At 37.3% G+C, this 21,722-nt stretch carries 17 protein-coding genes; 14 read left to right on the top strand and 3 right to left on the bottom strand.

Translation table 11 applies throughout. The features are described from left to right. Positions 1-598: 598 nt before the first annotated feature. Positions 599-2,194, bottom strand: a complete 1,596-nt coding sequence (locus tag F3J23_RS21010; RefSeq protein ID WP_167033436.1) for a peptide chain release factor 3 — start codon at positions 2,192-2,194, stop codon at positions 599-601. Between the two features lie 292 nt (positions 2,195-2,486). On the opposite strand from F3J23_RS21010, the gene F3J23_RS21005 reads away from it, so the two are divergent. The 8 genes from F3J23_RS21005 to F3J23_RS20970 all read left to right on the top strand — a co-directional run bounded on the left by F3J23_RS21005 (position 2,487) and on the right by F3J23_RS20970 (position 15,220). Continuing rightward, positions 2,487-3,317 carry a CPBP family intramembrane glutamic endopeptidase gene (locus F3J23_RS21005; RefSeq protein ID WP_167033435.1) on the top strand — a complete coding sequence of 277 codons (831 nt, stop codon included), beginning with the start codon at positions 2,487-2,489 and terminating at the stop codon, positions 3,315-3,317. A 42-nt stretch (positions 3,318-3,359) separates the two neighbouring features. After that, the gene (gene rdgB, locus F3J23_RS21000; protein ID WP_228455397.1) at positions 3,360-3,935 is read left to right on the top strand and encodes an RdgB/HAM1 family non-canonical purine NTP pyrophosphatase; all 576 of its coding nucleotides are present in this window, start codon (positions 3,360-3,362) and stop codon (positions 3,933-3,935) included. Between the two features lie 67 nt (positions 3,936-4,002). Next, positions 4,003-4,917: a ribonuclease Z gene (locus F3J23_RS20995; protein WP_167033433.1), complete on the top strand. Its 915-nt coding sequence runs from the start codon at positions 4,003-4,005 to the stop codon at positions 4,915-4,917. A gap of 7 nt (positions 4,918-4,924) precedes the next feature. Beyond that, entirely contained in the window at positions 4,925-5,695 is a 771-nt protein-coding gene (locus F3J23_RS20990) for a TIGR02757 family protein (RefSeq protein WP_410498242.1), read from the top strand. A gap of 11 nt (positions 5,696-5,706) precedes the next feature. After that, positions 5,707-6,261, top strand: coding sequence for a DUF1003 domain-containing protein (locus tag F3J23_RS20985; RefSeq protein ID WP_167033431.1), 555 nt, complete (start codon positions 5,707-5,709; stop codon positions 6,259-6,261). Between the two features lie 307 nt (positions 6,262-6,568). Then, positions 6,569-8,824 (top strand): choice-of-anchor L domain-containing protein, encoded by a 2,256-nt coding sequence (locus F3J23_RS20980; protein ID WP_317167754.1) that lies wholly within the window; start codon positions 6,569-6,571, stop codon positions 8,822-8,824. Positions 8,825-8,992: 168 nt separating this feature from the next. Continuing rightward, entirely contained in the window at positions 8,993-12,571 is a 3,579-nt protein-coding gene (locus F3J23_RS20975; RefSeq protein WP_167033427.1) for a choice-of-anchor L domain-containing protein, read from the top strand. Between the two features lie 288 nt (positions 12,572-12,859). Beyond that, a complete protein-coding gene (locus tag F3J23_RS20970) occupies positions 12,860-15,220 on the top strand; it encodes a choice-of-anchor L domain-containing protein (protein ID WP_167033425.1) in 2,361 nt (786 codons plus the stop codon). 117 nt (positions 15,221-15,337) lie between these two features. Here F3J23_RS20970 and rsmA read toward each other — a convergent pair whose 3' ends face one another. Further along, positions 15,338-16,108 (bottom strand): 16S rRNA (adenine(1518)-N(6)/adenine(1519)-N(6))-dimethyltransferase RsmA, encoded by a 771-nt coding sequence (gene rsmA / locus F3J23_RS20965; protein WP_167033423.1) that lies wholly within the window; start codon positions 16,106-16,108, stop codon positions 15,338-15,340. A gap of 91 nt (positions 16,109-16,199) precedes the next feature. Here rsmA and F3J23_RS20960 point away from each other — a divergent pair, with 91 nt between their 5' ends. The 6 genes from F3J23_RS20960 to rluF all read left to right on the top strand — a co-directional run bounded on the left by F3J23_RS20960 (position 16,200) and on the right by rluF (position 20,012). After that, positions 16,200-17,099: a cell division protein FtsX gene (locus tag F3J23_RS20960; RefSeq protein WP_167033421.1), complete on the top strand. Its 900-nt coding sequence runs from the start codon at positions 16,200-16,202 to the stop codon at positions 17,097-17,099. A gap of 2 nt (positions 17,100-17,101) precedes the next feature. Next, the gene (locus tag F3J23_RS20955; RefSeq protein ID WP_167033419.1) at positions 17,102-17,398 is read left to right on the top strand and encodes a DUF3098 domain-containing protein; all 297 of its coding nucleotides are present in this window, start codon (positions 17,102-17,104) and stop codon (positions 17,396-17,398) included. 101 nt (positions 17,399-17,499) lie between these two features. Continuing rightward, positions 17,500-18,318: an undecaprenyl-diphosphate phosphatase gene (locus tag F3J23_RS20950; RefSeq protein ID WP_167033417.1), complete on the top strand. Its 819-nt coding sequence runs from the start codon at positions 17,500-17,502 to the stop codon at positions 18,316-18,318. Positions 18,319-18,338: 20 nt separating this feature from the next. Continuing rightward, positions 18,339-19,037 (top strand): tRNA pseudouridine(55) synthase TruB, encoded by a 699-nt coding sequence (truB, locus tag F3J23_RS20945; RefSeq protein ID WP_167033415.1) that lies wholly within the window; start codon positions 18,339-18,341, stop codon positions 19,035-19,037. Positions 19,038-19,083: 46 nt separating this feature from the next. Next, a complete protein-coding gene (locus F3J23_RS20940; RefSeq protein ID WP_167033413.1) occupies positions 19,084-19,290 on the top strand; it encodes a hypothetical protein in 207 nt (68 codons plus the stop codon). Continuing rightward, positions 19,290-20,012, top strand: coding sequence for a 23S rRNA pseudouridine(2604) synthase RluF (rluF, locus tag F3J23_RS20935; protein ID WP_167033411.1), 723 nt, complete (start codon positions 19,290-19,292; stop codon positions 20,010-20,012). Before F3J23_RS20940 ends, rluF begins: the two co-directional genes overlap by 1 nt. 61 nt (positions 20,013-20,073) lie before the next feature. Here the strand turns inward: rluF and F3J23_RS20930 are convergent, their stop codons facing one another. Further along, entirely contained in the window at positions 20,074-21,321 is a 1,248-nt protein-coding gene (locus F3J23_RS20930; protein WP_228455396.1) for a helix-hairpin-helix domain-containing protein, read from the bottom strand. Positions 21,322-21,722 lie beyond the last annotated feature (401 nt).

Genomic DNA, 21,722 nt, shown 5'->3' with positions numbered 1-21,722 from the left:
GGCGTTATACTAAGCAAAGATATTAGAGAATCAAATAAATAATAAGGTGTTTATGAATTTTGTAAACTAGATTCCTACGGAATGACAAACTATGCGGATAGCTAAGAATTCTATAGTATTATAGGCAATTAATCAATACATATCACACGCTAACCTTGTCATTCCGTAGGAATCTACGCTCCTGTTTTTACGATGAAGCATTTATATTTTGGTCTGCAGTAGAAATTTAGTAGAAGCGGGTCTCATCTAAACTTGAATACGCTATTTAGATTTCTACGGAATAACAATTATGGTATATAAATTTTGGAAATAATAATCTGCGTAATCAGTAAAATCATCGAGAAAAAATATGCAATAGGAACGGGCTTTAGCTTAAACCTATTTTACAACGCTATGTTCGCAAAGCTTTATAAATTATTTTAAACTTGTTCGCAAGAGCGTTATACTAAGCAAAGATATTAGAGAATCAAATAAATAATAAAATCCATGCTCTTTATGAAAAGTAATTATGTAGTTTATAAACAAAAAAATCCGCAGAAAACTTCTACGGATCTATATCTTAAACAATTTCGTTTTTTCGCGATTTTGCCTCTTTTACTTAATGCTCTCTGAACTCACTGATGAAGTGCAGTTTCACATTCGGGAATTTCTCCTGCGTCATATGAATCGTGAAAGAAGAGTCAGCAAGGAATACCAGTTGGTTGTATTTATCCCTCGCAAGGAATCTTTGCTTTAATCTTGCAAATTCTTTGAATTCTTCAGATTTCTCATCAGCTTCCACCCAGCATGCTTTGTGCATGGATAGAGGTTCATACGTACATTTTGCACCATATTCATGTTCCAGACGATATTGGATTACTTCGTACTGAAGAGCTCCTACCGTACCAATAATCTTTCTTCCGTTCATTTCAAGGGTAAACAACTGTGCAACCCCTTCATCCATCAGCTGATCAATACCTTTTGCCAATTGCTTAGCTTTTAAAGGATCATTGTTGTTGATATAACGGAAATGCTCAGGAGAGAAGCTCGGAATACCTTTAAAGCTTAATTTTTCTCCACCTGTAAGCGTATCCCCGATTCTGAAACTTCCGGTATCATGTAAACCGACAATATCTCCAGGGAAACTTTCTTCTACTACTTCTTTTTTATCAGCAAAGAAAGCGTTAGGTGAAGAGAATTTCATCTTTTTGCCCTCTCTTACCAACAGATAGTTTTCATTTCTTTTGAAAGTTCCTGAAACAATCTTTACGAAAGCAAGTCTGTCTCTGTGTTTAGGGTCCATATTTGCGTGGATTTTGAAAACAAACCCTGTGAAAGTACTTTCTTCCGGCTTTACAATACGTGTATCACTTTCTTTTGGTTGAGGCATTGGAGCAATGTCGATGAAAGCATTCAATAATTCACGAACTCCAAAATTATTTAAAGCAGAACCGAAGAATACCGGCTGAAGATCTCCTTTCATATAATCTTCACGATTAAACTTAGGGTAAACAGATTGAATCAGATCAAGCTCTTCTCTTAAAGTTTTTGCAGCTTTTTCACCAATAACATCATCAATAGAAGTGTCATTAATATCATCAAACTTAATAGAATCTCCAACCTTTTGCTTTTTCTCTTCAAGGAATAACTGAATATTGTTTTCCCAGATATTATAAATTCCCTGGAAGTCACTTCCCATACCAATAGGCAGAGATAGCGGACAAACCGTTAATCCTAATTTCTGCTCAACTTCATCCAATAGATCAAAGGCATCTTTACCTTCACGGTCTAATTTATTAATGAAAACCAGCATCGGAATGTTTCTCATTCTACAAACCTGAACCAGTTTTTCAGTCTGTTCCTCCACCCCTTTTGCAACGTCAATAACAACGATCACTGAATCTACAGCAGTTAAGGTTCTATAAGTATCTTCAGCAAAATCCTTGTGTCCCGGAGTATCGAGAATGTTGATTTTGTGGTCTCTGTATTCAAAAGCCAATACGGAAGTGGCTACAGAGATCCCTCTCTGTCTTTCAATTTCCATAAAGTCGGAGGTTGCTCCTTTTTTTATTTTGTTGGATTTTACCGCACCCGCTTCCTGGATTGCTCCCCCGAAAAGAAGCAGCTTTTCCGTAAGAGTTGTTTTTCCGGCATCCGGGTGGGAAATGATCCCGAAGGTCTTTCTTTTTTGTATTTCTTTGATTAAGTCTGACATATCGTATTTTGAAGTTGCAAAAATCGTGATTTTTTATGAGGTTTTCAAATTTAAATTGCAACAATGCTTATCATGCCGGAGAGTCGTTGAATGGAAAAGTTTGAAATCCTAAACAAAAGGGGAGATGTGATACCGTAATTTTAAGTTTGTCACTAACAGTCTCAGATATATGTCAGCCCAACTTTTTGTGATGTTCATGGATAAAGAGATTAAAATAAGAAATTCCTTTTTTAGTTGCTTGTGGCATTCAAAAAAATTATCTTTGTTTTCAATAAACTTTTACAGAGAAAGGATGGAAAATAGCAAATATCCGAAGTTTACCTTCACTTGGATGGGCGGTGTTGCTTTGGTGGTTGGATTATTCGTGGGAACAATGGCTGTTTCTTTATTCAGCACTTTTTGGAAAGTCGTTTTCAAAGAAAATCTTGAGCTTAAAGATTGGTTTCTTATGGTGGCAAATTCCGTGGGATTTCTTACAGCAATTGCCTTTTTTGATTTTTTTATTGTAAGACGTACTACTCAAAAGAAGCTTAGCTTCAATCTTTCATCTGTTAATTTCTCTACTTATCTGCTGATTTTTCCGATGATGGCAGGGATGATGTTTATTTCGGAATTTATTGCTGCTCAGATTCCTACTACAGGACCATTTTTCGGAGATTTTTATGAATATTTTACCCAGCTTATGAGCCAGCTGACTGATAATCCTGTTGTAATGATTATCATGACAGTAATTATGGCTCCGGTTTTTGAGGAAATTATATTCAGAGGGATTATACAAAAAGGCTTGATTAATAAAGGCGTAGAGCCATGGAAAGCTATTTTGTATGCTTCCATTATTTTTGGGGTGGTTCATGGAAATCCCTGGCAGTTTATCAGTGCTGTGATGCTGGGCTGTGTGCTGGGATTGGTATATCATAAAACAAAGTCTTTACTGATGCCGATATTGCTTCATGCATTTAATAATTTAACCCTGTCACTACTGGTGCTTTATGGTAAAGATGAAAGTTTTGCAAAGGTCCTTAATATTTCTGAATGGCTTGTTCTGGTCGTAGGAATTGTACTTTTCTCTTTGTTCTACTATCTTTTTATGAAAAAGTACAAAGTACATTACGCTGAAATGTAACAAGCCTGAGCTAAAAAAGTAAAATTGAAAATGAATATAGAAATGGAATTATTAGTAGCTACACACAACGAACATAAAAAAGAAGAAATCCAACAAATCCTGGGAAGTGATTGTGTTGTAAAAAGTCTTACCGATTACAACATTCATGAAGAAATTGTAGAAGATGGAGACTCTTTTCATGCCAATGCCCTTATTAAAGCAAAATACTGTTTTGAAAAGACCGGAATTCCAAGTTTGGGAGATGACAGTGGTTTGGTAGTAGAATCTCTAGACGGAAGACCGGGGATTTTCTCTGCCCGTTATGCCGGAGATCATGATTTTGCTAAAAATATCGAAAAGGTATTGGATGAAATGGAAGGAATAGAGAACAGAAAAGCTTATTTCGTTACCGTTTTATGCTATTATGATGAAAACGGAGCTCAGTATTTTGAAGGAAGAGTTCACGGAAATCTGTTAACAGAAAACAAAGGATTCAAAGGCTTTGGGTATGATCCTATTTTTGTTCCTCAAGGATACGAAAAAACGTTTGCAGAAATGGATCCGGAAGATAAAAACAAGATCAGCCACCGTAAGCAGGCATTAGACTTATTCATGGATTTTTTAAAAGTGACGGACTAATTCTGATATGAAGGTAAAATACCCATTTAGATTTTCTGTCGTACATTTGTTGCAATAAATTATTGATTTGAGTACTTATTTAACAATATTAGGCTTTAATTCCGCCATCCCTACAATCAATTCTTCACCAACAGCCCAGCTGCTGGAAATGGAGGAAAGACACTTCCTGATCGATTGCGGAGAAGGAACCCAGGTACAGCTGAGAAAAGCAAAAGCAAGATTTTCAAAAATCAATCATATTTTCATATCTCATCTGCATGGTGACCACTGTTTCGGGCTTCCGGGGCTTATTGCTTCTTTCCGTCTTTTAGGAAGAGAGAATCCGTTACATGTTTACGGACCTAAAGGAATTAAGAAGATGTTGGAAACCATTTTCCAGATTACAGAAACCCACCGCGGTTTTGAAGTGGTTTATCATGAACTGGATAAAGATTATTCTGAAAAAATATACGAAGATCACAGGGTAGAGGTCTATACTATTCCTTTGGACCACAGGATTTACTGCAATGGTTATCTTTTTAAAGAAAAACCGAAGGACAGGCATCTGAATATGAAGGAAATTGCTAAATACAGTGAAATTGAAACCTGTGATTATCACAACATAAAAGCAGGAAAAGACTTTGTGCTAAGTGATGGTTATGTGCTGAAAAATGAGATATTGACGGTAGACCCGGCTCCATCGGTTTCCTATGCATTCTGTAGCGATACCCGCTACCTGGAAAGTGTAATTCCGATCATTAAAAATGCAACAGTTCTGTATCATGAATCCACATTTTTACATGATTTAAAGGAAATGGCGGATTACACCGGCCATACCACAGCATTAGAAGCGGCCATGATAGCCCAGAAAGCTCAGGTCGGAAAACTGATTCTGGGACATTTCTCCAACAGATATGCAGATCTTACAGTGTTTACCGATGAAGCCAGAAATGTCTTTCCCAACTCTTTTTTACCAAAAGCATTGGAAAGCGTAAAGATTTAAGATACATATGCTGAAATTTGAAGAACTAAGAACTTTCCTGGATGAAAAGGCAGATCAGTATAATGCTCCTGATTTTATAGACAATGATCCGATACAGATTCCGCATCGCTTTTCTTTAAAACAGGATATTGAAATTGCAGGTTTTCTGGCAGCAACAATTTCCTGGGGAAACAGAAAATCAATTATTAATTCTGCAGATAAGATGCTCGATATTATGGGGAATTCACCCTATGATTTTGTGCTGAATTATTCGGAGAAAGATTTGAAAAGCATTCAGGATAAAAGTATTCACAGAACCTTTAACGGGCAGGACTTTACTTATTTCGTCAGACAATTCAACAGAATTTATAAAGAAAATGAAAGCCTGGAAGAGCTGTTTAAAGTAAAAGAACCGGAAGGTAATTTCCTTCACGCCATAGAAAGATTCAGAAGCAGTTTTCTGGAAACAGAAAAGCACAGAAGTCATAAACATATCAGTTCACCCTATAAAAACTCCTCTGCGAAAAGGATTATTATGTTTCTGAGGTGGATGGTGCGTAAAGATAAACGCGGGGTGGATTTTGGGATATGGGAAGAGATCGATCAGAAATACCTGTCTATTCCTTTAGATGTTCATACCGGGAATATCTCGAGAAAATTAGGATTGGTTTCAAGAACGCAGAACGATTGGAAAACGGTGGAAGAACTGGATGCTGCCATCAGGAAATTTGATGAAAAGGATCCTGCAAAATATGATTTTGCGCTGTTTGGACTAGGGGTGACCAAAGAACTCTTGTAAAAATATAAAGGATGAAAAAATATAACGAAAAAACGGAAGTTCTTGAAAAGATAGCAGACCATATTACGGCGTGGATTGGCTCCATACAGTCACTGATTGTACATACTTTACTTTTCATTACTTCGTTTGCGCTTCCGATGCTTAATATCGTCGAATTTGATAAAATGCTTCTGATTCTGACAACAGTGCTCTCTCTGGAAGCTATTTATCTGGCAATTTTTATCCAGATGTCTGTTAATAAAAGTCATGAAAAGATTGAAGATATCCAGGAAGATATCGAGGAGATCAGTGAAGATATCGAAGACATTCAGGAAGACATTGAGGAGATCAGCGAGGATATTGAAGAGATCAGTGAAGATATTGAGGAGATCAATGAAGATATAGAAGATATTCAGGAAGATATTGAAGAAATCAACGAAGATGAAGAGGATGAAGATCACAACGAAAGAGCTAAAAATGTAATACTAAAAAGTAATGTAAGTTCCAATAAGAACGAAATCAAAGCTTTAAAAGATATTATTTCACAATTGCAGAACGAGATTGATCAATTGAAAAAAGAGGAATAATCAATCATAATATAATTTCATACGATACAGGCAGGTCAATATAATTGGGCCTGTTTTTTTTATTTTTAAAAATAAGGTATTTGTGAAAAATTTAATAATAAATATTTTTCGTTACGGATATAATCAACGAATCGGAAAATAGGCGTATTGAAGAGCCGGCTAATATAATTATTTTTGCTACATTTGAGCAAATGAAATTAAAATGTTGTGTTATAGACTAAAAAACTACCTTTTTCTCTTAGTGCTATTACTGGTTTCAACTTCTTTATTCTCTCAAAGAAAACCGCCTAAAAATATGGTATCTGTTGTGAATAAGAAGGCTGGGGCATTTATAGACGTAAATGCACCCACTTATGCACCTTCCGGTTATACACCAGAGCAGCTTGTGAAAGATATTCTTATCAACGGAGGATCTACTTGTTCTGTACCTAACGTAACGAATGTATCGATAACTCCGAATCAACCCAATACAAGTGACGATCGTTTTTGGGGATATTTTCATAAAGGAACTACTAATTTTCCATTCAAAGACGGAATTGTTCTCACAACAGGCCGTGCAAGAGAAGCCGGAAACGTTGCATCCAGTGCAAGTTACAGCATACCGGGAGCAGGTATGGATGATCCTGATCTGTTAGCGGCAGTTCCTAATCCCAACCCCAATGATCACTATAATGATAATGTAATGTTGGAGTTTGATTTTGTACCCAATTCCAATCAGGTAAAATTCAACTATCTTTTTGCTTCTGAAGAGTATTCAGGAACCTATCCATGTCAGTATTCAGATGCGTTTGCTTTATTGATCAAGCCGGTTGCAGGCGGCCCCTATGTAAATCTGGCTGTTTTGCCTAATAACGCAGGACCTGTTGCCATGACCAATATTCACCCTCTAATTCCGAATCCGGGAGGTTGTGCAGCAATCAATGAACAATATTTTGCCGGATATAATTCAGCAACTAATATTGTAACAAATTATGATGGAAGAACTGTTCCCTTAACTGCAGTTGCAAATGTAACTCCAGGGGTAGCGTATCATTTTAAAATGGTGCTGTCCGATTACAGGGATCATAGCTATGACTCCGCTGTATTTATTGAAGGAGGTTCTTTCGATATCGGAATTAAAATTGTTGATGAAAACAATAACACGTTGCCATCCAGCATTAATATGTGTGATAATACTCCCAAAGTATTAAAGGCTCAGGTAGCTACCATTCCCGGCATGACTTTTCAATGGTATAAAGATGGTGCTGCAATTCCTGGGGCAACCAGTGCTACCTATGTTGCCACGGCACCGGGAGTATATGTCGTAAAAGTAATGGTTCCTGGAAATAACTGCCCGGGAGACGCTACCATTACCATTGTCGGAGGAACAAGTCCAACTGTACAAAATGCAGAGCTTAAGCTCTGTACAACACCTTCTTTGAGTACTTTTAATCTGGAAACGGCGAAACCTCTTATCAGTACAACACAGGGTGCGGTATTCCGCTTTTATGCGAATCAGGCAGATGCACAGGCTCAGAATAACAGCTATATCACTAATCTTACCAATTATAATGGAACAGACGGCCAGATTTTGTATGTGCTCGTTTCCAACGGAGGTTTTTGTAGTAGAATAGCAACCCTGACCCTGAGAAAAGAGGAAACACCGGTTGCTGTGCTTACCGCTCCAAAATTAAAGATATGTTCAGGTGAGTCTGTATTGTTAACCGCAACAGGTGGTGTAACTTATCAATGGAGTGATACTTCAAGCACGGGAGGAATAAGAACTGTCAGCCCAACTCAAACAACGACGTACACGGTGTATGCTATCGGAGCACAGGGGTGTAAATCTTTACAGCCTGCACGTATTACTATTGAAGTTGTACCGGCTATCGTTTCCGTACTGAAGGGAGGACATATTTGTGAAGGCGATAAAATTATTCTTGATGCAGGTTCAGGACCGGGGTATACCTATCAGTGGAGTACAGGAGAAACAAGCCAGACCATTACGGCAAGTAAGGCAGGGCAATATTCAGTAACGATCAGCAATGGAGTGTGTTCTAAAGAATTTAAAACAGAGGTAATTAAAGCTGTTATTCCTGAAATCATCAAAGTAGATTATAATGATAAAGGAACAATGATCCTTACGGCAACCAACCCTAGTAACGGGATATTAGAATATTCGGTAGACAACGGAATTAACTGGCAGTCTTCCAATGTATTTAATAATGTTCCGAAGAATAAAGTAATTGCCATCCGCGTAAGAGTTAAATATACGAGCTGTGTAGGCTTCCTTGAGTTCTTCACATTTGTAATGAAAAATGTGATTACTCCAAATGGCGATAATGTTAATGATATTATAGATTTTAGCGGAGTTATTAATTATAAAGATTTCAGCGGACAGGTTTTTGACCGCTATGGAAGACTTATTTTTAAAGCTGAAAAAATCAGACCGTATTGGGACGGATACTTCCAGGGTAAAAAACTTCCTACTTCAACGTACTGGTATCAGGTAACTTTTGAAGATCCCGCGAGTAAAGAGCTAACCGTTAAAACAGGTTGGATCTTGCTTAAAAATATAGAGTAATTTAAATGATTATAGAAAGACTGACAGTTTTGTCAGTCTTTTTTTATTGTTTTTAAATAAATAAAGTTGATATTCTAATAGAAATAAATTTGCGTTAGTAATAATGCAAATTGTGTTAACTTGAATTTCAATCAAAAAAAATAGTATTTTTGTTTAAAATAATATAAAATGTTAAATAGGAGGAGAGGAAATTTATTTTTAACGTTATTTCTAGCTTTCATTGGAAACTTTGTTTTGGCCCAAAATAAAGGAAGGGTAGAAGTGGCTAGAAAGCCCAATGCAGCTTCTTTAAGAGCAGGAGTTTTTATAGATGTCAATGCACCAAGTTATCCTGAATCCGGCTATCCTATTACTCAGTTGATCAAAGATGTTCTTATATCAGGAGGAGGATGCGCTAATTCTAATGTAAGCAATGTAACCGTATCTCCTAATTTAACAGCTACCAACCCAAACAGAAGCTGGGGGTATTTTAATAAAGCCAATACCAATTTTCCTTTCAGCAAAGGGATTATACTTTCCACGGGATATGCCAATAAGGCGGGGAATGTTTTTCAGGGAACCTTAAGTGATGATCTGGGAACAGGAGGAGATGTGGATCTTGCCAATGCACTGGGAATTGCAAACGCTAACTTAACCAATGCAACCTCCATCGAATTTGATTTTGTAGCAGCATCTACCGAAGTTACTTTCAGATATCTATTTGCTTCAAAAGAATACCAGCAAAATTTTCCGTGTACCATTACAGATGGTTTTGCTCTGTTATTAAAAAAAGCAACTGATCCTACTTACACGAATCTTGCGGTACTTCCCGGAGGGGCAGGCCCGGTGAGTGTTACCAATATTCACCCGCAATACCAGAACTGCGGTCCAAAAAATGAAGCCTATTACGGCGGAACCAATAATGCTCAGATTGAAACCAATTTTAATGGGCGTACTATTCCTTTAACAGCTAAAGCAACTGTAGTTCCCGGGGAAACTTATCATTTTAAAATTGTATTGGCAGATTATCAGGATCCTAATTTTGATTCAGCAGTATTTCTTGAAGCAGGATCATTTGATATCGGGGTGAAAATCTTAGATCCCGCAGGTGCACAGCTTCCTGCCTCTGTAAATATGTGCGATAATTCTCCACAAACTTTTACAGCGTCTGTTCAGGCTCCGAATGTAACTTATCAGTGGTATTTAGGAACCAATGCAATTCCAGGAGCAACCAACGCAAGTTATACGGCAACCCAGCCGGGAGTATATACCGTGAAAGTATATGTTCCGGGAAACAGCTGCCCGGGTGAAGCCACCATCACAGTTGTGGGAGGAACTTCTCCTACAGTACAGAATGCTACATTAACAGCTTGTTATGCTGCAGGAAATGCCACATTTAATTTAACATCAGCTCAGGCGACAATAAGTACAACACCAGGAGCTGTATTCTCATATTATACAACACTGGCAGATGCCAATGCCGGAAATGCCAGTACAATTCCTACTCCAACAGCTTATCAGAGTGCGGGAGGGCAGACAGTTTATGTTAGGGTTGCTAATGGCTTCTGTGCTAAAGTTGCTGAGCTGCAGCTGGTAAAGGCTCCGCAAATGACTGTTACCATTGCCCCTCCGGTAGAACTTACATGTACCAATTCTCAAACTACCCTTAACGCATCAGCTTCGGTTTATCCAACTGGGGCTACGTTCAATTGGACAACAACAGGGGGAAATATAGTTTCGGGGGGAACTACCTTAAATCCTGTAATTAATGCGGCGGGAACGTATACTTTAACCATAACAAAAGTTTATCAGCCGGGAAATATCAGTTGTACTGCCACAGCGAACGTAACTGTAACAGGAAATAGCGCTCCACCGGTGACAGGTCTTACAGCAAGTAAAATAAAAATCTGTAAAGGTGAATCAGTTACCCTTACAGCTTCAGGAGGCGTTACTTACAATTGGACAGGTCTTCCGGGAACAGGAAATACACAAACGGTGTCACCTGCTGCTACAACTACTTACACAGTAACTGCGGTGGGAGCTAACGGATGTCCTTCTCAAAATCCTGCTACTTTAACGATTGAAGTATCAGAACCCTTTACAGCACAAAATGCTATACTCCATAAATGTTATCAGCCGGGATTAGCTTATAATCTTACGGAGGCACAACCTCAGATCACTACATCTGCCGGTGTTACATTTACCTATTATATCAATCAGGCTGATGCGAACGCTGCCAACGGTAACTTTATTGCAGTTCCTACGGCATATGTACCGCCTGGAAGTCAGACAATATATGTATTAGTAAGCAATGGAGGCTGCAGCTATGTGGTTTCTTTACAATTATTGACAACTCCTGAAACTACATTAACTGTAGCCGCTCCACAGACGATTACTTGTACCACACCTCAGATTACCATTAATGCTTCAGCTTCTGTGGTACCTGCAGGATCTACCATTACATGGACTACAGTTGGAGGTACAATAGTATCAGGGGCCAATACACTTACTCCCGTTGTAAGTGCTGGCGGGACCTATACTTTAACGGTAACGAATGTATCACAGCCTGGAAATTTAAGCTGTACTTATACTTCAACAGTCACAGTACAGGAAGATAAAGTAAAACCAATTGCTGCACTTGTATCATCACAACCACGTATATGTGTAGGGGAATCCGTAACACTAACTGCTACCGGAGGTGTTACCTATAACTGGGGGAATGGGCTTACCGGAAACGGAAATACTCAGGTAGTCTCACCTACCATTACAACAACATATACCGTATTTGCTGTAGGAGCTAATGGATGTATCTCTGATGTGCCGGCAACAGTCACTGTTCAGGTAGGACCGCCTATAGCAGGTCTTACAGCATCCAAATTAAAAATTTGCGAAGGAGAATCTGTAACATTAACAGCTACCGGAGGAATTACTTATAATTGGATAGGGCTTACAGGAAATGGAAACACCCAGGTGGTTACTCCTACCATAACAACAGAGTATTCAGTGTATGCATTGGGAGGGAACGGATGTAGTTCCGTGAATCCCGCTAAAGTGACTATTGAAGTAGTTCCTGCAATAGTTTCAACCCTGAAGGATGTATATGTCTGTGCAGGAGATAGCGGTATTCTTGATGCCGGTTCAGGACCAAATTATACCTATCTGTGGAATACAGGTGCAACCACTCAGACGATTACAACTAATCTTCCGGGAACTTATTCCGTAACGATCAGTAATGGGGTTTGTTCTAAAACTTTTACAGCTCAGCTGATCAATCCTGATCTGCCTCAGTTTACTAATGTTGTTTATGATAATCATATTCTTACCCTTACGGCAAGCAATCCAACAGGTGGGGTTTTGGAATATTCGATTGACGGCGGATTGACATGGCAGCCATCTAATGTATTTTCAGGGATTTTAAATAATACTATGTATTCTCTGATGGTAAGAGTAAAAGGGGCTAAGTGCGGAACTACATTGAATTATTTCACAATTGTAATCAGTAACGCGATTACGCCTAACATGGATGGTGTAAATGACACGATAGATTTCACAGGTATCAGCGGTTATAAAGACTTTGCAGCTTCGATTTTTGACAGATATGGAGCAGAGGTATTTAAGGCTACGAAAAGTGATGTGATATGGAAAGGCTCTTTAAAAGGAATTAATCTGCCTACGGGTACATATTGGTACAGGGTACAGTGGGAAAATCCGGCGAGCAAGAAAATGGAACAGCGTTCAGGCTGGATACTTCTAAAAAATAGAAATTAGATATTCTCAGAATATAAAATAATCAACAGAATCTTTCAGAAATGAAAGATTTTGTCTTTTTAAGAGATGTTTGTTATTTTATTGTTTGAATAGACTTCTATTGAAGTAAAAAAATGGTAAAATAGATTTAATTCAGGGATATACTACATATTTATTTCACATTTAAACAATGATGGATTAACGAAAAAGTACGGTAATGGGTTTGTATTTTGTTTTTTTGTTACAAAAAATACAAATATGTATATGAGATATTTAAAAAAAAATTAAATTTGTTGAAACAAAAATATTATGAGAAGATATCTACCGCTTTGTTTATTTTTTTTAGTCGTCTCGACTTTTTTATTTTCACAAACCCCATTACCCAGAAAAGGCGTAAGGGAGCCTGGTACAGCATTATCAAGGAGAGCAGGAGCTTTCATTGATGTGAATGCTCCACAATATGTTGAAAGTAGTTATGCTATTGATAAAATAGTAAAAGATGTATTGATCTCATCCGGAACCAATACCTGCCTTACTCCCAATGTAACGAATGTGAAAATTACTCCTAATCATGCCGCCAGTAATGCAGACAGAGCATGGGGATATTTTCATAAGGCAGCTACTAATTTCCCTTTTAAAGACGGGCTGGTTCTTTCTACAGGATTTGCAAGAAAAGCAGGAAACAGTTTTGAAGCCAATACCCTTAGTGATGTTAACGGAGGAGGGTCAGACCCCGATCTTGCACAGGTTATTGGAGTAGTAGAGAACAGATTGAATGATGCTGTTCTTTTGGAATTTGACTTTGTTCCTACGACAAGCCAGATTAAATTTAACTACCTGATTGCGTCCGAAGAATATACAGGTTCTTTCCCTTGTACCTTTGCCGATGCTTTTGCGATATTGCTAAGGCCTACTTCAGGTGGACCTTATGTCAATATGGCAGTGCTTCCGGGAGGAGCAGGACCGGTAAGTATTACCAATATTCACCCGGCAATCGGGGGGAGCTGTGGTGCTGTGAACGAACAGTATTTCGCAGGATACAACACCGCGAATGTTGAAACAAACTTTAACGGAAGAACAATTCCATTGACAGCTACTGCAACGGTAGTAGCCGGACAGGAGTATCACTTTAAAATGGTAATTGCCGATTACAGTGACCATAGTTATGACTCTGCCGTATTCCTTGAAGGAGGATCTTTCAATATCGGAGTGGATCTATTAGATTCTGCCGGTACCAAATTACCTTCAGATATCAACGTGTGTGACAATGTACCTCAGGTGATCACAGCTTCTGTAAATGATCCGAACCTTGTTTACCAATGGTATTATAACGGAAATCCGGTTCCTAATGCGACTACGAACACTATTACAGCAGTACAGCCGGGAACTTATACCATTGAAGTAAGTGTACCGGGAAATCCATGTCCCGGTAAGGCAACCATACAAATTCACGGAGGAACAACTCCTCAGGCTCAGGATGCCACATTGTTGCTGTGTACCACACCGGATATTACCACTTTTGATCTAAGTACAATTATGCCTACCATAAGCCCTACACCAGGAGCTATTTTCAAATTTTATGAAAATCAGGCTGATGCTGTTGCTCAAAATGGAAGTTATATCCAGACTCCGTTAAACTATAATGGTAATGACGGTCAGATTCTCTATGTTTTGGTTTCAAACGGCGGCTTCTGTAGTAAAATCGTTGAATTAAAACTATTGAAGGAAGTAACACCGACAGCTAAAGTAAAAGCTTCCAGAATGCAGATATGCCCCGGAGAATCCGTAACTCTTACAGCCGAAGGTGGTGATACTTATCTTTGGAGCAACTTTATGGGGACAGGAAATATGCAGACGGTTACTTTATATCAGAGTACTACATTTACAGTATATGCGCTTGGACCAAAAGGATGTAAATCTCTTAATCCGGCTACCATAAGAATAGAAGTAATTCCTGAAATTACATCTCCTTTAAAAGATGTTGAGATGTGTGTAGGGGATATTGTAACTTTAGATGCAGGAGCAGGTCCTAATTATAAATATCTTTGGAGCACCGGGGCAACTACCCAGAAAATCAATGTGAACCAATGGGGAATCTATTCCGTAGAAATAGATAACGGAACCTGTAAGAAAGTTTTTGAAGTTAAAGTGATGGGGGCTGCTACGCCGTTTGTTACTGCATTGAGCTACGAAAGTATCAAAAAAACAGTGACGATTACAGCGGAAAACCCTCCGATGAATAATTTGCCAAGCACTTTGGAATATTCAATTGATAACGGAATCAGCTGGCAGGACTCTAATGTATTTACCAACCTTTTAGATAATACCAACTATACGGTATTAGTGAGAAGAGTAGGTACGCATTGTGTGGGATCCCTTGAATTCTTTACATTGCAGATCAACAATATCATTACACCGAATGAAGACGGAATTAATGATGTTCTGGATCTGAAAGCTCTTGGTGATTTTAATAATTTCACAGGCTCTGTTTATGACAGATACGGTGTGGAAATGTTCAGATTCTCAAAACAGAATCCTGTTTGGGACGGAACAGTAGGAGGTAAGAGACTGCCTACGGCAACGTATTGGTATAAATTTAATTTCGAATATCCGAAATCAAAAGCTCAGATGAACTGGTCCGGGTGGATCATGTTGAAAAACAGGAATTAGAATTGATAATGTAATATAATTAAGAAAGCCTTTCGAATTAATTTTTGAAAGGCTTTCTGCTTTTTTATGGATAATGTCCAAAAAAGCTCCCTGATCAGGAGCTTCTATTGTAAATTTCTATTGATTTTCTTTCCAGAGATTTGCAAAGTATATGAAATCTGTCACACTAAGCTCCTCTGCTCTTTTATCTAAAAATTCATGACCTTTTAAAGCCTCTGGAATATTTAATACTTTTAAGGCATTTGAAAGCTTTTTCCTTCTTTGGTTGAAACCCGCTTTTACGATTTGCTTGAAAAGAGCTTCATTACCGGCTAAGCCCTCCTTGGGATTTCTCGTTAGCCGGATTACTCCGGATTTAACCTTTGGAGGCGGATTGAAAACGTTCTCATGTACCGTAAACATATAGGATACATCATAGTATGCCTGTATCAGAATAGAAAGAATACCGTAATCTTTAGTTCTGGGAACAGCAGCTGTTCTTTCCGCTACCTCTTTTTGGAACATTCCTACCATTTCAGGGATCAGTTCATAATGATCCACGATCTGGAATAAGATCTGTGAAGAAATATTATACGGGAAATTTCCGATAATTGCGATCTGCTCATCCTTAATAAAATTAAAATCCTGTTTCAGGAAATCTCCTACAAAAGTATTTTCTGTAACTTTAGGATAGTTGTTTTTCAGGTATTCGATAGACTCCGTATCGATTTCTGCAAGATAAATGTTCTGATCTTTTTCAAGAAGATACTTGGTAAGAACTCCCATTCCGGGGCCTACCTCCATGATGTTATTATAGTTCTCAAAACTAAGACCTTCTACAATTTTCCTTGCGATGTTTTCATCTGTCAGAAAGTGCTGTCCCAGATGTTTTTTTGCTTTTACACTCAAAGTTTTTTATGATTTTATTAACAATGATTTTCTTTTTTTCGTCCCAAATTTCGGAAGTTTTTTTCTATTTTAGCCAAAAATTTTAATATTAATGGCTAAATCTGTAGATGAATTTAATAAGAAAAGGCTTCGGTCCAGCAATATTACAGTAGTGATAAGTATTGCCTTAGTGTTATTTTTGTTGGGATTAATGGGGCTTATTTTAATTAATGCCCAGAAATATTCTGACTATATCAAAGAACAATTGGTGGTGAACGCCTACTTTGATCAAAACTATGACGCTAAAGATTCTGTAAAAATTGCAAAACTTGAGGAAGAAACTTTTAAAAAGGTACAGACGTTAGCTCCTGTAAAAAAAGCGACCTATATTTCGAGAAGTATGGCTGCCAAAGAAGCCAAGAAAACTATGGGAATTGACAGTGATGCATTGTTCGAAGAAAATATTTTTCCTTCTTCCATTGAAGTGGCTTTAAAACCGGAATTCGTAGATCCTGCAAAAATTGATGAAGCGATCAAAGAGATCAAATCGGTTCCTGGAATTATCGATGTAAAGAATGACAGTACCTTAATGGTGGATGTATATAATAACCTGAGCAGAATCTTAAAGTGGATCTTAGGATTTTCACTTCTGTTCCTGGTCTTGGCAGTTGTATTGATCAATAACTCGATTCGTCTGAAAATATTTTCAAAAAGATTTATTATTAAAACCATGCAGCTGGTAGGAGCGAAAAGAAGATTTATCCTTAAGCCTTTTATCATTGAAGCCGTTATTTTAGGTGCTATCGGAGCATTTATAGGTCTTTTGGCTTTAGGCGGGGTTTGGTATTATTTTACAAACCAGATCGGTTCTGCCTTTGTCCAGGACAATAATCAGTATTTCTGGCTAGTTATTCTGGTATTTGGAGTAGGAATCTTTATTTCGGTATTAAGTACAATTTTCGCTACATGGAGATTCTTAAAATCAAATGTTGACGATTTATATTACTCTTAACTATGAGCAAAAAAACAAATAAATTTTCCGCTTCAGACTATGGAAATGAAGCAGAAGTACCACAGGAAAACGCTTTCTATTTTGGAAAACAGAATTTCAAATGGATGCTGATAGGATTAGCATTTATTGTAGTGGGGTTCCTTTTGATGATGGGACCGGATGCCAATACGGTAGATGGTAAATTTGATCCTAATTCCTGGAATGATGGTATTTTTTCCATCAGAAGGATCAGAATAGCACCCTTATTTGTTGTAATAGGTTTTGCAATAGAAGTGTACGCTATTTTAAAAAGAAAATAAACACATTTTATATTTAGAGATTAAGAGATTAGGAGATTCAGAGCAATATATAATATACTCTGGGTTTCCGATCTCTTAATCTTTTAATTTTTTTAAAGAATATGGATTTAATCAAAGCAATTATTATTGCCATTGTAGAAGGACTTACAGAATATCTTCCTATTTCCTCTACAGCGCACATGGGCTTTACAGCTAATCTGATGGGCCTTCCGGAGGATGAATTTTTGAAGATGTTTCAGGTTTCTATTCAGTTTGGGGCTATCTTATCTGTGGTAGTGGCATATTGGAAGAAGTTTTTTGACTTAAATAATATTCAGTTTTATTTTAAATTGGCTTTTGCAGTAGTTCCTGCATTGGTTTTAGGATATTTATTCGATGATAAAATTGAGGCTGTTCTTGGAAATCAGATTGCCATTTCTTCAGTATTGGTATTAGGTGGTGTTGTCTTATTATTCGCGGATGAATGGTTCAAAAATCCTAAAATTGATGACGAAAAAGGAATTACAATAAAGAAAGCTGTAACTATCGGTTTTTGGCAGTGTCTGGCAATGATGCCAGGAACAAGCCGTAGTGCTGCTTCCATTATTGGAGGGATGACTCAGGGGTTAACCAGAAAAGCTGCTGCTGAATTTTCTTTCTTTCTTGCTGTGCCTACTATGCTTGCAGTGACAGTATATTCAGTTTTTGTTAAAACATGGGGTAAGGAAACTCCTAATCCACAGAAAGGATATGAAATGATCATGGCTTCACAGGATCATATTATGATCTTTATTGTAGGAAATATAGTTGCATTTATTGTAGCACTTATTGCAATCAAAGCATTTATTGGTGTCCTTAACAAGTATGGTTTCAAGCCTTGGGGCTGGTACCGTATTTTTGTAGGAGTCGCTTTGTTAATTTATTTTTACTTCTTTAAATAAGAATTATTCATTATACCTTCATGACTGCTGAAGAACTGAAATCAGGATATATATTTTTATTGGACAAACCCTTGGACTGGACTTCCTTCCAGGCTGTCAATAAAATGAAATATAAACTAAAAAGGGAGTTTGACCTTCCTAAAAAATTTAAAATCGGACATGCGGGAACTTTAGATCCCAGAGCCACAGGGCTTCTTATCGTGTGCTGCGGAAAATTCACAAAAAAGATTCCTGAGATTCAGGACGCTCCCAAAGAATATTGGGCAGAGATCAAAATTGGGGTACAAACAGAGTCCTATGATACCGAAAAGCCGGAAATTCTTCATCAGGATATTTCTCATATTTCAGAAGAGCAGGTAAAACAGGTGTTAGAAAGATTTGTTGGAGAAATAGAACAGAAACCACCGGTTTATTCAGCCATAAAAATTGATGGGGAAAGAGCTTACAACCTGGCCAGAGCAGGTGAAGAAGTAGAAATGAAGGCAAGGAAAACAACAATTCATTACATCCAAGATATTACAATAGATTTTCCTTTGGTAAGTTTCACCGTAGGATGTTCAAAAGGAACCTATATCAGAAGTCTTGCGCATGATATTGGGCAGGAGCTTGGTGTTGGGGCTTATCTGACTCAGTTAAGACGTACAAAAATAGGAGATTATACCATTGAAAATGCTACCGGTCAGTTTTTAAATAACGATTATAGATTCGAGGGTCTATAAAAATAAGATTATCCCTTTTTATAGAGATCTGAATTATGGAAAGCAGTTGAAGCATTCTGAGATTTCAGACATAGAATTTTGGAGAGGAAGATTGGGAATTCAGGTTTCCTATTCAAAAAGATTAAACCAGGGAAGAGGAGTTATTTTTGAATTTCATACACTGAAAGATGGCGCAGATGGTGTTTTCATAGGTTTAAGCTACGGAATCACAATTTTCAGTAATAAAAATTATACCGCTTACGGAAAAGACTAATGGAAAAGACACGTATTAATAAATATTTATCAGAAGTAGGATACTGCTCAAGAAGAGCGGCAGATAAGCTGTTGGAAGAGGGCAGAATCAAAATTAACGGTAAAATTCCCGAATTGGGAACCAAAGTATCTGATGAAGATCTTGTGGAAGTGGATGGAAAACCGATCAGAGAAGCTCAGGAAAAACCGGTTTATATTGTTTTCAATAAGCCCGTTGGTATTGTATGTACTACTGATACAAAACGTGAAAAAAACAATATTGTAGATTATATCAATCACCCTAAAAGAATTTTCCCGATCGGAAGATTAGATAAACCGAGCGAAGGATTGATTCTCCTAACCAGCGATGGTGATATTGTAAATAAAATTTTGCGTGCAAGAAACAACCACGAAAAAGAATATATCGTGCGCGTAGATAAACCGATTACTCCCAGATTCCTGGAAAAAATGAGAAACGGAGTTCCTATTCTGGATACCGTGACTAAAAAATGTGAAGTGGAGAAAATCGATGAAATGAACTTCAGAATTATTCTTACTCAGGGTCTGAACAGACAGATCCGAAGAATGTGCGAGTATCTTGGATATGAAGTAAAAAAACTAAAGAGGATTCGTATTATGAACATTAAGCTTGATCTTCCTGTCGGGAAATGGAGAGACCTTACAGAAGATGAGCTGAATACACTGAATACACTGCTTGAAGATTCCAGCAAAACATTTGACTAAGATATAATAGTTTAGCTTTGAGAATGCATATACATTTTCAACGCTGAACTATTCAACCCGTTTATTTTATATACCATCTCATCCTTTCCTCATACTCAGGTTTTAGTTTTAGGAATTTCCATATTTTTCTATCATCAGGATTACTAATTCGATAGTAAATAATCTTGTCTGCAGAATATTTAAAATAAGGGTGATTTTTAAGCCATTCTTCAGGAGCATCTGCTAATGTATATTTAGGAACCCCTGAAGTGTCCAGTGGAGCAATGGCAATCAGTTTCTGAACAAGTTCCTGGTCAATATTATAGGTGCTTAAAATCTGTTGCTTATTAACAAACCCTCCCAGTTTCTTTCTGAAACCAATGATTGAGCCGGCACCTCTTTCATCCATACCAAATTCTATAAGCTGCTTAAAGCTTATTGTATTGAGGTCTGTTTTTGAAAAATCAGTTTTTTGCTGTTGTGTTTCGTGCTTTTTTCCTGAGTTGGGACTGAATTTAATATAAGGTTTCATCTCCTGAAATTTCTCAGCTGAAATCACAAAACATTTTTGCAAATCTTCCGGACTTTTAAAACTTCCCCGTAAATTCCTGTCACGATAATTGATAATGGTAGCGGCTTGTTTCTCAGAAAAACCGAGAGATTTCCATCCGTCAGCACTCAACAGATTAGGGTCAAAAGATTGGTGTTGAATTTTAGTTTTTGGCGCATTGTTTTTAACCAGATTTCTGAACTCTTCAGGTGTTCTTGCCGGTAATAGCAGATAGGGTTCAAGCTTGCCGTAATTTTCCGGAGAAATAATAAAGCATTCTTTAAACTTTTCTTTACTGATAAAGCTTCCCCCCAAATACTCTTTATATTTTAAAATAGCTTCCGCCTGTTTTTTACTGAATCCCATTTTTATCCAGTCATTGATAGAAAAATGATCAGGATTAAATTTTCCTCTGATCATAATTTTTTTCTTTTCAAAATAATTAATTTCTTTTGAATTGTTTCCCGCAGAGACTTCCGGAAGCAGGATAAAAGATTCCATCTCTCCAAACTTTTCTTCAGAGATTGCATAACATTTTTTCAGCTGTTCTTTTGACATAAATTTTCCTCCTATCATGTTTTTATACTTCAGGATAGTAGTGGCTTGTCTTTCAGAAAAACCGAGTTGCTGCCACTGTTCCCTGTTCAGAATATTAGGATCAAAATCTGATAAAGCAGTGGATGTTGAAGAATTCACAATGAACCTTACATCAGGGAAGGGCTCCTTTTCCCGGCTTGTATATTTATGATAGACCAGCAGGATGGTTAATATGGCGACCATCAATGAAAGTTTTCGGTAATAGCTATTTCTCATCATGCAGTAAACATATTAATAAAGACAATGTGTAACAATAGTTGATATTCAATTAGTTAAGATTGAATATTGATTTTCTTCTATCGCTTAATAAGTGGATACATTTCTCATTTTTTATAGAATATCTTTTCGTAATTAACGAGAAGATAATTTTTTGAACAATTAATAACAGATTATAAAATACGACAGGTTCTGTCGTAGTACATCGTTACTTTTGCATCAGAAGAATATCATTGATGATCTATGAAATCAGGTTATACAGCATAACATCAATTAAATCCTAGTGAATTGATTTTCATGTCTTAAAAAATGTTAAATTCGCAAAGTTTTAAAATACTGATAATTATTAACTCAAAATAAACACGGGA

The sequence above is a fragment of the Chryseobacterium sp. Tr-659 genome, from assembly GCF_011752975.1.
GTDB lineage: Bacteria > Bacteroidota > Bacteroidia > Flavobacteriales > Weeksellaceae > Chryseobacterium.
This window is presented reverse-complemented; position numbering and strand designations above follow the sequence as displayed.